Source organism: Syntrophus sp. (in: bacteria) (assembly GCF_040768185.1).
In the GTDB taxonomy this organism is placed as follows: Bacteria; Desulfobacterota; Syntrophia; order Syntrophales; family Syntrophaceae; genus Syntrophus; species Syntrophus buswellii.
The window spans coordinates 150,488-163,673 of sequence record NZ_JAXGNC010000007.1 but is presented as its reverse complement, the minus strand read 5'-3'; the positions used below and the strand labels follow the sequence as shown (position 1 = coordinate 163,673).

The following is a 13,186-nucleotide window of genomic DNA, read 5'->3' as shown; positions in this document are numbered from 1 at the left end:
TTTTATTTTTTTTTGATGGTGGATTAAGGTTGTCGCCTGGCAAATTACCTCCCCGATGGTATAGGGTCTCCTGAATAGGCTTCCGTCACCGTCGCAGTACGAGATATTTCCTGGCCTCCTCACTGAAGAGCAGAAGGAAGGCAAAGGGAAGAAGGACCAGCCACATTGCCGGGGAAAGGGGATAGGTCGAGAATACCCTGTTTCCGTAAGGGGAATAGACGATGAAGAGCTGAAGGCAGAGTTCGAAACCGATGCCGATGAAGATGAACCGGTTTGAAAAAAAACCGAGTCTGAACACGGACTCTTTCGCCGACCGGCAGGCAAAGACGTTGCCGATCTGGACGATGATGATCGCGGTGAGACACGCCGTCGTCGCCTGCAGATAGAGGACGTGATCCGGCGCTGCCTCCATCCCCCATGTCCAGCCCCCGTTGATCATGACATAGAAGAAACCGGACATGCAGGCGAAGGCTTCGATCGGCCCCAGGAAGAGATAGGCACGGGAAAGGAGCGAAAAATTGAGGAGTCTCTCGTTCCTGCTTCGGGGCGGCTGCCTCATCACCGCCGGTGTCGGCTTTTCCGTGCCGAGGGCCAGTGCCGGAAGCATGTCCGTGCCGAGGTCGACGGCCAGGATCTGCATGATCGTCAGCGGCAGCGGGATCCGGAACAGGATGTATGCGAGGTAGGGGACGGCCTCCGGGATGTTGGAGGCAAAGATGTAGGTGATAAATTTCCGGATGTTCTCGTAAACCGCCCGGCCTTCCTCAACGGCATTGACGATGGTGGCGAAATTGTCATCCAGCAGGATCATGTCCGAAGCTTCCTTCGCGACATCGGTACCCGAAATGCCCATGGAGATGCCGATATCCGCCTTTTTCAGGGCAGGCGCGTCATTGACGCCGTCGCCCGTCACAGCGACCCATTCCCCTTCCTCCTGGAGGATCGAGACGACCCTCATCTTGTGCTTCGGCGCCATGCGCGCAAAGAGGATTTCTCCGACCGAGAGTTTTTCCCGGAGTTCCCGGTCATCCATTTCCAGGAACTCCGGCCCTTCGATCACGAGCGGATCGCCCTTCACCAGGCCGATCTCGCGGGCGATGGCAACTGCCGTCCGGCTTCCATCCCCCGTGATCATGATGACCTTGATGCCCGCCTCATGGCATTTTCCAATGGCCTCCGGCACCTCAGGCCGCGGCGGGTCTTCGAGCCCGACCAGGCCGGCCAACACAAGATCCTCTTCCAGAGACGAGGGGTCCGGGGGGAGGAGATCGGAAGGATTTTTCCTGTAGGCGAAGGCCAGAACCCTCAGCCCATGATCCATGAGGGACCCATAGGCATCCAATGCCCTTTCGCGAAAGGTCTCCTCCATCCCGTATTCGACGCCGTTCACCAGGAACCGGCTGCACAGGGGCAGGATGCTCTCCATGGCCCCCTTCGAAAAGACGATTCCCGCGTCCCCCACTCTGTTCACGGTGGTCATCCTCTTCCGGTCCGAGTCGAAGGGAATCTCAAACATGCGTTCTGCACTCAGATCACCCAGGCTTTCCCTTCCAAGCCGCAGCAGGGCAGTCTCGGTGGGATCCCCCCGGTATTCATTGTCGGCGAAGCGCGCATTATTGCACAGAAGGGCCGCCTGCATCAGCGGATCATCGGCCGGCGCCATAAATCCCTGCGCATCCAGGATCGAGCCGTCTCTCCATATTTTTTCCGCGGTCATTCGATTCTGGGTCAGTGTTCCGGTCTTGTCGGTGCAGATCACGGATACGCAGCCCAGCGTCTCCGCCGAGGAGAGATTCTTGATCAAGGCCTTCCGTTTCGCCATTCTCTGGCTCGCCATGGCCAGGGAGAGGGTGACGGTGGGCAGCATCCCCTCGGGGATCAGGGCGACGGTGATGCCGACGGCAAAGATGAAATTTCCCCAGAAATCCCTCCCGATGACAAATCCGAGGCTGAAGAAAAAGATGCCGACCAGGGCGGCGATGGTCGCCACCAGGCGGGTCGCCTTGGCAATCTCCTTCTGAAGCGGGCTGAGATCCTGCTCAACGGCGCTCGTCAGATGGGCGATCCGGCCGAATTCCGTCCCCATTCCTGTTGCGAACACCAGGGCTTTTCCCGAACCGCTTATGACGCTTGTCCCGGCAAAGACAATATTGGGGCTGTCCAGAAGTTCGCCCGGCGCAGGCAGAGCATTGCGAAGGCTGGCTTCGGACTCGCCCGTCAGCGGAGCATTGTTGACCTTCAGCATGGCGCCTTCGATGAGGCGGGCGTCGGCGGGGATCCGGTCCCCTTCGGAAAGGAGCATAACATCCCCCGGGACAACCTCCCGAGACGGGACCTTCCGCTCCTTTCCTTCCCGGACAATCCGCACCGAAAAGGGCAGAAGCCTCTTCAGGGCCTCCAGGGCCTTCTCGGCGCGGTATTCCTGGATGTAGGTAAAGACGGCATTGATCACAATGACGCCGATGATGGCAAAACCGAGGGTGCCCATGTCCTCGCCGGGATGGAGATAATCGGAAAGGAAGGCGAGCCCTGCGCCGACCCAGAGGAGCAAGGCCAGGAAATGGGTAAACTGCTTCAAGAACCGGATCGCCAGGGGAGTTCTGTGCGCCTCCCGGATCTCGTTGAAACCGCTTTCCGAAAGCCTTCGGGCGGCTTCCTTTTCGGAAAGGCCGTTTTCCGAACTGACAAGGGCCCGAAGGGCCTCCTCCCGGGAAAGGCTGTTAATCTTCATGGCGGGGCTTCAGGATGATGAGGTCGCAGGGTGTCTCTCTCAGAACCTGCTCGACGGGACTGCCATTGAGCAGGGAAGCCAGAAGGCTCCGCTCGCTGGCCCCCATGATGATGAGGTCATGCCGCTTTGCAAAGGCTTCGACCGTGATGTTCCGGGCGATCCCTCCCGGCAGGTGCCGCCCTTCATGCTCGATGTCCCTCTGCGTGAGATGACTCATGAAGTGCGCGATGTCCGTTGACCTGCGCTCTTCCCATTCCGGGGGAGTGAGGTGTATCTCTCCGGAAAAGAGCTTTTCCAGAGGCTTCGGCGCATGGAAGACGAAAACCTTTGCCCCGAATGCCTTGGCCATGGCGGACACAAAAAGCGCACGTTCCCGCACGCGATTGATCCTTGCCTTCACCGGAACGAGAATCCTCCCGGGGCGCACCCTGCCGGAATGGGCAATGCGCACGAGGGCCACGGAGCAGGGAAGCTTCAGCGACAGGCTCCGGGCCACAGTGCCGGCGTAGAACCTTTTCTCAAGATCCTCTCTCCGGGTCGAGGCAAAGACAAGCCCGATCCTTTCCTGGCGGACGATTTTCCCGATCTCCCGGAGGGGATTTCCCGTGGAGGCGATGCTTTCCGCCTGGATGTTCCGTTCCAGGGCGTCGTCGAAAAGCCGCTGAATGGCTTCCTCGGCGATGTGGCGGTCATGGGGGGGCATGCCCTCCTCGGCGACAAAGCAGATATAGAGCTTTGCATGAAGCTCCTGGGCGAGGTTCAGGGCATAGCGCGCCGCCACTTCGGAATTCAGATGCTCATTGACTGCGGCAAGAATCTTTTTATACATGGTTTCCACGGAATCGCTCCGGCGGCATGGTCCCCTCATCGGCGGAAAAGGCTTCCTTCCGGGGGAAAACCCCCGAAAAGGCTCTCACGGACAAGCCTCTCAGCCCTTTGTGCCCTCGGCTCATCTTGCCGGATTTATTTTACTCCCCGACACGGACGATTTCTATGAGAAATGTGGCCGTGGATGAAAAAGATTTCCGGAAAGTCATACCTGTCCCGCAGACGAAGCCTTCAGGGCACACCATGGCCGGCCATCGGTCACAATATCCTTGAATTCCCCGGATTCCCCCCTTATGATCAGCAGGATCAGTCGCCTATTTCCTATTCGAGGTTGGCACAGGCAATGAGCAGCGGGCTGGACCCCAAAATATTTCCCGGACTTTCGGAAGAGGAAGCGGCACAGCGCTTACTCCGGGATGGGTACAACGAGTTGCCCTCGTCCCGGGGGCGCAGCGTCTGGGCCGTCACCGGGGATGTCGTGCGGGAACCCATGTTTCTGCTGCTGGTCACCTGCGGAACCCTTTACCTTTTCCTGGGAGATGTTCATGAAGCGCTGATGCTCCTCGGTTTTGTCTTTGTCGTCATGGGCATCACGCTTTATCAGGAGCGCAAGACGGAGCGGGCCCTGGAGGCCCTGCGGGATCTTTCCAGCCCCCGCGCCCTGGTGATCCGGGATGGCCGGGAAAGACGGATTGCCGGACGGGAGGTTGTCCGGGGGGACATCCTGGTGGCGAAAGAGGGGGATCGCATTCCCGCCGATGCGGTTCTGCTCTCCTGCCTGAGCCTCTGCGTGGATGAGTCTCTCCTGACCGGAGAATCCGCACCTGTCCGGAAGTCCGCCGACCCCTGCGCCTCCGGAATGGGACGGCCGGGCGGTGACGATCTTCCCTTCATTTACTCGGGGACCCTGGCCGTTCAGGGCCAGTGCATCGCCCGGGTACTGGCCACGGGCATCCACACCGAGATCGGGAAAATCGGCAGGGCCCTGCAGGACGTTGCGCCGGAGGAATCTCTCCTGCAGAAGGAGACGGGGCGGCTGGTCCGCTATTTCTCGCTCCTTGGACTTTCCCTGTGCGCCGTGGTCATTGTCGTCTATGGGTTGACGAGGGGGGACTGGCTCCATGGGCTTCTGGCGGGCATCACCCTGGCCATGGCGACCCTGCCGGAAGAGTTTCCCGTCGTGCTTACCGTCTTCCTGGCTATCGGAGCCTGGCGCATTTCCCAGAAGCGGGTCCTCACCCGGCGCATTCCGGCCGTCGAGGCCCTTGGTTCAGCCACCGTCCTCTGTGTGGATAAAACAGGGACACTCACCGAAAACCGGATGACCGTCCGGAAACTGTTTGCCCGGAACTCCTTCTTCACGCTGGGAAATTTTGATCAGCAGATCCTGCCCGAACCTTTTCACGAGCTTGCGGAATTCAGCATCCTGGCAAGCCAGATCGACCCCTTTGATCCCATGGAAAAGGCGATCAAGCTATTGGGAGACCTCCACCTTGCAGAAACGGAACATCTCCATTCAGACTGGGCGCTGGTTCACGAGTACCCCCTCTCCCGGGAGCTGCTTTCCCTGTCCCGCGTCTGGAAATCCCCTCATGGCGGAGACTACGTCATCGCCGCCAAAGGCTCACCGGAAGCGATTGCCGATCTCTGCCACCTGAATGGAGGAGAGACGGAGGAGCTGGATCGGCACGTTCGCTGCCTTGCCGATGATGGCCTCCGGGTGCTCGGGGTCGCCAAGGCCGTTTTCGAGCCCTCGGACCTGCCCGATGGACAGCATGACTTCGTTTTCGAATTCGTGGGCCTGATCGGATTGTCCGATCCGGTGAGGGCCTCGGTCCCGGAATCGATTCGGGAATGCCGTACAGCCGGAGTCCGCGTGGTGATGATTACCGGAGACTATCCGGGAACGGCCCGGCACATCGCCCGTCAGATCGGCCTGGCGCCCGGTGAGGACTGCCTGACGGGACCGGATCTGGACGCCATGTCCGATGAGGAACTGCAGCGGAGGATTTCAGCCGTCAACATCTTTGCCCGTGTCGTCCCGGAACAGAAACTGCGGCTCGTCGAAGCCCTCAAGGCAAAGGGTGAAATCGTGGCGATGACGGGGGACGGAGTCAACGACGCCCCGGCCCTGAAGTCCGCCCATATCGGGATTGCCATGGGGGGCAGAGGAACGGATGTGGCGAGGGAATCCGCTTCACTGGTGCTTCTCGACGACGATTTTTCGTCCATCGTCCAGGCCCTGAGACTGGGGCGCCGGATATTCTACAACATCCGAAAGGCCGTGGCCTACATTGTCGCGATCCATGTGCCGATTGCGGGATTGTCCCTGATTCCCGTACTCTGCAACTGGCCCCTCATTCTGATGCCGGTTCACATCCTGTTTCTGGAATTGATCATTGATCCGGCCTGCTCGATCGTCTTCGAAAACGAACGGGAGGAAGCAGACGTGATGACCCGCCCTCCCCGAAACCCGGCCGAACCCCTGTTGAACGCGAAAACGCTGGCTGTCAGCCTGATGCAGGGCATCAGCGTTCTTTTACTCCTGGTGGTCGTCTTTCTTTTCTCCTTCCATGAGGGCCTTGGAGAAGGCTACGCCCGGGCGTTGACGTTCACGGCCCTTATTGCCGCCAACCTCTGCCTGATTCTGACCAACCGCTCCTGGTCACGAACGATTCCGGCCACGCTGAACGCTCCCAATCCCGCGCTCTGGTGGGTGATAGGGGGAACCCTTCTCTTCATGGGGCTGGTCCTGTACGCTCCCGCCTTGCGGCATCTGTTCAAATTCGACCGGCTCCATGCCCCCGATCTCTGGCTGTGCCTGGCGACGGGAGTGGTCAGCATTCTCTGGTTCGAGGGACTCAAATTCCTTCGCGGCCTCCAGAAACCGTTTTTTATGCGATGATTTCTTGACAATAAGCGTTTATAGTGATTTATGAAGTGCCGCTTAATTCTCAGATTTTGAGGAGCGGGGGACCCATTTTTTCCGGGGCGTATCACCACACATAAGGTGTAGGGCATCCTCTTCGGCCCGAGCCCGTCAGCTAACCCCGCAGGCGTCGTTGAGGAGACCTTCCCCATCATTCATCGGGATCTGCTCCTCCAAGTTCCTGTTGAATTTAAGGGGGGTGCCCAATCTTTGGAAAATCAACCTGACGAAGGCCAACCGCAGGCCTCACAGAATTCGAACATCAATTCCCAAAACCACCAGAAGGGGAAATTTCTTCTCCTCGCCCTCGGCGCCCTGGGCGTTGTCTTCGGCGACCTGGGAACCAGCCCGCTTTACACCGTCCGGGAGTGCTTCTATGGGACGCACGCGATCAGCCTTTCCCACACCAATCTCATGGGAACGCTTTCCCTGATCTTCTGGTCGATGACCATGGTCATCAGCATCAAGTACGTGGTTTTCATCATGAGGGCGGATAACCGGGGAGAAGGCGGGATTTTTGCCCTCCTCGGCCTGATCCCCAGACCGTCGAGCAATATTTCATCCGGGCAACATGCCCTCGTGATGCTGGCGGGCATTCTGGGAGCGGGGCTTCTCTGCGGCGAGGGGATCATCACCCCGGCCATCTCCGTCCTTTCCGCAATCGAGGGCCTCGAGGTGGCGACCGAGGCGGCAAAACCGATGGTGGTTCCCCTGACCTGCGCAATCCTCCTCGGGCTCTTTCTCGTGCAGCGCCGGGGCACGGCGGACATCGGTATCGTTTTCGGTCCGATCATGCTTCTGTGGTTTGCCGCCTTGAGTTGCCTGGGCTTCGTGCAGATTCTTCACGAGCCCCGGGTGCTTTCCGCGGTGAACCCGATTTTTGCCTTCAACTTTTTTTTACAGAATCATTTCCATGGATTTCTTGTGCTCGGCTCCGTGGTCCTCTGCTTTACCGGTGGAGAGGCCCTTTACGCGGACCTGGGCCATTTCGGACGCAGCGCCATCCGCTTCTCCTGGCTCGCCATCGCCTACCCGGCCCTGCTGCTCAACTACTTCGGCCAGGGAGCGCTCCTTCTTCATCACCCGGAAATGAAAGTCAACCCCTTTTACGGCGTCGTTCCCGAACCCCTGCTCTATCCGATGGTCGGCCTGGCGACGGTTGCCGCCGTGATCGCTTCGCAGGCCCTGATTTCCGGGGTCTTTTCCATCACCCAGCAGGGCATACAGCTGGGATTTCTTCCCCGCATCAGGATCGTTCACACCTCCAGCGAGATGGAGGGGCAGATCTACATCCCCTTCGTCAACTATGCGCTCATGATCAGCTGCATCGGCGTCGTTCTCGGTTTCGGCGCATCCAGCGGACTGGCAGGGGCCTATGGCCTTTCCGTGACCGGCACGATGACGATCTCCTCGTTCCTGTTCTTCCTGGTCCTGGTCTACAACCGGAAATGGCCCCTCTGGAAGGCCATTCCCCTGGTGGCCACCTTTCTTGTCTTCGATCTTTCCTATCTGGGGGCCAATTTTCTGAAAATTGTCGACGGGGGGTGGTTCACCCTTCTGGCGGCGCTGATCATAACGACCGTGATGACCACCTGGCGCAGAGGAAGGGAGGAGTTGAACCATAAGCTTCAGGGGGAAAGACTGCCCGTGGACATTTTTCTTGAAGAGGTTGCGAAGCACAAGCTTCCCCGGGTCCCGGGCACGGCGATTTTCATGACGATCTCTCCAGCGGGCATACCGCCCACCCTTCTGCACCATGTGAAGCACAACCACATGCTGCACGGGCAGGTGGTGCTCCTCAGCATCCGTTCCACAGGCGTTCCCATGGTTCCGGATCGGGAACGCGTCGCCGTTGAAGATCTGGGCCAGGGATTTTACCGCCTGGAGGCCGTCTGCGGATTCATGCAGGAGCCCGATGTGCCGAAACTTCTGAAAATCGCCGCAGCCCAGGGGCTGGCGACGGATCCCATGACGACGACCTTCTATCTCGGCAGAGAATCGCTCCTCACCACCGGGACGGCGAAAATGATGCTCTGGCGCAAATCGCTCTTTGCCTTCATGTCCCGAAACGCCGGAACCCCTGCCTCCTACTTCAACCTGCCGGTCAACCGCGTGGTGGAACTGGGCGCTCAGGTGGAAATATAACCCCCGGGAGACCCGGGGGTTGCCTTGAGAGGAATCGAACGCCCATCCGTCATAAAAATGCGGGATCTCCCGGCGGCGATTCGCATTGCCGGAGGATCCCGCATGGTTATGGGGAGGGCGCTGACGGCCCCCCCCGAAAACAGCCCCTGTGGACTGCCTGCTTGCTTTTTTGCCTGTTCCGGCCCGCCTAACGGCCCATCATGCCGGGACCGTTACCGTAGCCCATTCCGGGACCCATTCTCGGACCCTGTTCGGGGGCGAAGCAGGGTCCTCTGCGACCCAGGTTCCCAAGTTGGCCCCGCTGTTCCGGAGTCAGCAGCTGATAGACGGCCCATTGATAGCTCGTCCTCTTGTCATGGATCTGATCCCTGATGGCCCGGATTTCCTTGTCCAGGGCTGTGATTTTGGCCTGATCCAGGTTCTTTTCCAGCCAGAGGAGCCTCAAGTCGCCCTTCTTGCTGTAGAGCTGATCCCGGAGGGGCTTGATGTCCTTCAAGTGCGCGGCCTGCATGTCCGTCAGCTTGGCCTTCTGCTCCACCGTCAGGTTGAGTCCCGGAACTTTGGTGACATCTGCGCAAGGACCGTCTCCATGGCCCCGCCATCCCCTGTAAGCAAAAGATGGCACAGCAACCGCAACCGCAAGAACCAACACGGCCATCACCGTCAATAATTTCTTCATGGTCATTTCTCCTTTCTAAATGTGTTTTCGTTACTCTCCTTAATGGCAACAGCTGTGCCAGGACAGAAAGAAACGCCTATATTGTTGATATTAAAGGATTATTAAGAAAATGAATTTTTCTCTTTCAATGAAGGAGAGAAAATATGGGTAAAAAGTATCCAATTGTGGTATCCAGCTGAACAGTGTGTATCCAGTTAGGACATCGGGGCATCAACAGCCCCGAAAAAGCAGAGTGCGATGGATGGACAATCTCATGAAAAAGGTTCGCAGCGGATCTTCTTTAAGGAATTTCTGGGTGATGATCCCGCCGTGGATCATCCTGGGGGCGCTCCTGGTTTTGATTCCGATCTTCGCCTTCATCACCCTGGGGAATATCCACCGGGAGAACGAACTCACCACCCGCCTGCTGATTGAAAAGGGAGAGGCCCTGATACGCTCCTTCGAGGCGGGCGCCCGAGCGGGGGCCGGCCTCGAGTGGGGCAGCGTCCAGCTTCAGAAGCTGCTGATCGAAACGGCCCGCCAGCCGGGGGTGGATTATCTCATCATCGCCGATACGCAGGGGGTCATCGTGGCGGACAGCGATCCTTCCATGGTGGGAGAGATATACGGTTGGAACCTGGATCTCAGGGCGGCCGCCCGACGCACTTCGGCAGCCTGGCGCCGGATCGCCGATGATCAGGGCACCCATACCTTTGAGGTGTACCGGGGCCTTTCTTCCCCGGGAAGCCCTTTTCCGGGATTCCAGGAGCGGGCGGATCTTCCGGACAGCAGGGGCGCTGACGACAGAGCCCCGGAAAATGCCGGCCAGCCCCGGGGCTATGTAATCTTTGTCGGGCTGGACATGGGCCCCGTCCTGGCAGCCCAGGGACAGGACACCCGGAATGCCGTTATAACCGGCGTATCGCTCCTTCTCATCGGCTTTGCCGGAATGGTTTCCCTGCTCCTGGCGCAGGGCTACCGTTCGGTGCGCGGCTCCCTTTCCCGGGCCAGGGCTTTCTCCGACAGCCTGGTGAATCACATGCCCATCGGGCTTGTGGCCATGGACCCCGGGAAAAGGATCATCGCCTTCAACGAGACGGCGGAAGCCCTTTTCGGGCTGCCGGCCGGGGATGTTTTGGGGCGAACAGCCGAGGAGGCCCTGCCTGATATCATTACAGAAACGACCGAAGGCCTCGGCAAGGCTCAGCAGATCCTGGAAAGGGAAGCGGAATGCCCAGTGAACAGGGAACGGACGATCCCCCTGTCCGTCATCGCCACAAGGCTTCAGGATGACGAAGGGAATTTTTTCGGATATGCCATCCTCTTCCGGGATCTGACGGAGGTACAGCACCTCAAGAGGGAATTGGAGCACAACCGTCGGCTGGCGGCCATCGGCAGCCTGGCTTCCGGCGTGGCCCATGAAATCCGGAACCCCCTGAGCTCCATCAAGGGATTTGCCACTTACCTGCGGGAGCGCTACCGGGACAATCCCGAGGATCTCCAGGTGACGGACATTATGATCCAGGAGGTGGAGCGGCTGAACCGGGTGATCGGCCAGCTTCTGGAATTTTCCCGCCCCCTGACCCTGAACCGGAAGGAGGCGGCCATCGAACCGATTCTCCGGCATGCCCTGAAAATGATAGAAGTCCAGGCCCGGGAGAAAGGGGTGTCCCTTGAAGCCGATTTCGGCCGCACGGTGCCCGATCTTCTTCTGGACAGCGACCGTATGACCCAGGTCTTTCTCAATCTGACCCTCAATGCCCTCAACGCCATGGAAAAGGGCGGAACGCTTTCCCTCAGGGTCGTCCAGTCTGGCGATCGAACCGTCCGGGTGGACGTTTCCGACACGGGAACGGGAATCGGCAAAGAGGAACTGGGGCGGATCTTTGATCCGTATTTCACGACCCGCCCTTCCGGAACCGGCCTTGGATTGCCCATTGCCCAGCGAATCGTCGAGGCTCACGGCGGAGAGATCCTTGTCTCCAGTGAACCCGGAAGGGGAACGGTATTTTCCGTCCTTCTTCCCCGCCGAGAGGCTTCGTCCGAACCTATCGAAATGGAGTTGTCTTCATGAAAAAGAAGATTGAAATTCTAGTGGTTGATGATGATTTTGCCCACCGGACCATGCTCAGGACCCTGATCTCCGGCTGGGGATATGCCGTTTCCGAAGCCGATGACGGGGCGACGGCCATTGAAGCCGTCCATCGGCACCCGGTAGACCTGGTTCTCATGGATATCCGGATGGTGCGGGTTTCGGGAATCGAGGCCCTCGAGGAAATCCACAGGCGCAATCCGGCCATCCCCATCATCCTCATGACCGCCTATGCCTCGGTGGAGACCGCCGTGGAAGCTCTCAAGAAGGGGGCCTACGATTACCTGACCAAGCCCCTGGACTTCGACGAGCTGAGGCTTGTTATGGAACGGGGGCTGGAGCACACGCACCTGAAGGAGGAAAATCTTCTCCTGAAGGAACGCCTGGGACTCCGCTTTGACCGGCGCAATGTCATCGGTCGCAGCGAGGCCATGACCAGGCTCCTCGACCTGGCGGCCCAGGTGGCCCCGTCTGAGGCGACGGTTCTCATCACCGGCGAATCAGGGACCGGAAAGGAGATTATCGCAGCCGCCATCCATTACAACAGCCTGCGGAAGGAGGGGCCCTTCATCAAGATCAATTGCGCGGCCATTACGGAAACGCTGCTGGAATCAGAGCTCTTCGGCCATGAAAAGGGCTCCTTTACCGGAGCTGACCGCCGCAGGGAGGGAAAGTTCCGCCAGGCCAACAGCGGGACCATCCTGCTCGACGAGGTGAGCGAGATGTCCCTGTCCATGCAGGTGAAGCTGCTTCGGGTCCTCCAGGAACGGGAAATCACCCGGGTCGGCGGTGAGGAGGTCATCCCCATCGACGTGCGGGTTATTACCGCCACCAACCGGGACCTTGTCCGGGAAATCGCCGCCGGACGCTTCCGGGAAGACCTCTACTACCGGCTCAATGTGGTGACCCTCCAGGTTCCGCCCCTGCGCGAGCGCAAAGAGGACATCCCCCTTTTGGCCGTCCATTTTCTGAAGGAATTCGCCAAGAAAAACCGCAAGGAGATCAAGGGATTCACCCCTCGCGCCCTGGACCGGATGCTCCGCTACCCCTGGCCCGGCAATGTGCGGGAACTGATGAATACCGTTGAACGCGGGGTAGTTCTTTCCCGGTCGGACTATCTCGACGAGCCTGACCTCTCTCCCGTTCTCATGGAAAACGACCCCGGCGAAGAGCAACACGGGGCCGCAGTCGGGAAGTCCTCCCTTGAAAGCGTTGAGAAGGCAACCATTCTGAAAACCCTGGACGAAACCGGCGGGAACAAGAGCGAGGCGTCACGGCGGCTGGGAATCACCCGGCGGACCCTTCACCAGAAGCTGAAAAAATACGGTATGATGTAAAAGTGGAGCCGCCCCTCTAGAACAAAAATGGCCCCGAATCGCCGCAGAGACCGGCGGATTCGGGGCCCCCTGATGTAATCGGATGCAAGAGATGAAAAATCCGCGGCATCCATGAATTTTTTAACCGATGGCTGCGGATCCCCGCTCCCCGGTGCCGATCCGGACGCACTCCTGCAGGTCCAGGACAAAGATCTTCCCGTCGCCGGTCTCTCCGGTGTGGGCGCCTTTAACGATGGCCTGAATGGTCTTTTCCACAAAATCCTCGTTGACGGCGATGTCCAGCCTCACCTTCCGCAGCAGGCCGCCGGCCTCGCGCATTCCCCGGTACACCTCCGTATATCCTTTCTGGCGCCCCTGACCAAGAACATTGGAAACGGTCATGAGGTTCACGTTCACGGCTTCCAGGGCACCTTTCACTTCCTCCAGCTTGTGGGGCTGGATAATGGCCACAATCAGTTTCATGGTT

8 protein-coding genes and 1 riboswitch are annotated in these 13,186 nt (G+C 59.1%); of the genes, 4 read left to right on the top strand and 4 right to left on the bottom strand.

Annotation, left to right across the window (positions count from 1 at the left end):
* Positions 1-85: 85 nt before the first annotated feature.
* On the bottom strand, positions 86-2,731 hold the full coding sequence (locus tag AB3175_RS09010) for a cation-translocating P-type ATPase (RefSeq protein ID WP_367360611.1): 2,646 nt from the start codon (positions 2,729-2,731) through the stop codon (positions 86-88).
* Entirely contained in the window at positions 2,721-3,599 is an 879-nt protein-coding gene (locus AB3175_RS09005) for a universal stress protein (RefSeq protein WP_367360610.1), read from the bottom strand. The genes AB3175_RS09010 and AB3175_RS09005 overlap by 11 nt, the downstream gene beginning before the upstream one ends.
* 303 nt (positions 3,600-3,902) lie before the next feature.
* Here AB3175_RS09005 and AB3175_RS09000 point away from each other — a divergent pair, with 303 nt between their 5' ends.
* Positions 3,903-6,464: a cation-translocating P-type ATPase gene (locus AB3175_RS09000; protein WP_367360615.1), complete on the top strand. Its 2,562-nt coding sequence runs from the start codon at positions 3,903-3,905 to the stop codon at positions 6,462-6,464.
* Positions 6,465-6,493: 29 nt separating this feature from the next.
* Positions 6,494-6,633, top strand: a riboswitch (cyclic di-AMP (ydaO/yuaA leader).
* 65 nt (positions 6,634-6,698) lie between these two features.
* Entirely contained in the window at positions 6,699-8,633 is a 1,935-nt protein-coding gene (locus AB3175_RS08995) for a potassium transporter Kup (protein ID WP_367360609.1), read from the top strand.
* Between the two features lie 187 nt (positions 8,634-8,820).
* Here AB3175_RS08995 and AB3175_RS08990 read toward each other — a convergent pair whose 3' ends face one another.
* The gene (locus AB3175_RS08990) at positions 8,821-9,312 is read right to left on the bottom strand and encodes a Spy/CpxP family protein refolding chaperone (protein ID WP_367360608.1); all 492 of its coding nucleotides are present in this window, start codon (positions 9,310-9,312) and stop codon (positions 8,821-8,823) included.
* Positions 9,313-9,565: 253 nt separating this feature from the next.
* Between AB3175_RS08990 and AB3175_RS08985 the strand changes: the two genes are divergently transcribed.
* Positions 9,566-11,365 (top strand): nitrogen regulation protein NR(II), encoded by a 1,800-nt coding sequence (locus tag AB3175_RS08985; protein WP_367360607.1) that lies wholly within the window; start codon positions 9,566-9,568, stop codon positions 11,363-11,365.
* On the top strand, positions 11,362-12,720 hold the full coding sequence (locus tag AB3175_RS08980) for a sigma-54-dependent transcriptional regulator (protein ID WP_367360606.1): 1,359 nt from the start codon (positions 11,362-11,364) through the stop codon (positions 12,718-12,720). Before AB3175_RS08985 ends, AB3175_RS08980 begins: the two co-directional genes overlap by 4 nt.
* 120 nt (positions 12,721-12,840) lie before the next feature.
* On the opposite strand, the gene AB3175_RS08975 is transcribed toward AB3175_RS08980, so the two are convergent.
* On the bottom strand, positions 12,841-13,182 hold the full coding sequence (locus tag AB3175_RS08975) for a P-II family nitrogen regulator (RefSeq protein ID WP_367360605.1): 342 nt from the start codon (positions 13,180-13,182) through the stop codon (positions 12,841-12,843).
* Positions 13,183-13,186 lie beyond the last annotated feature (4 nt).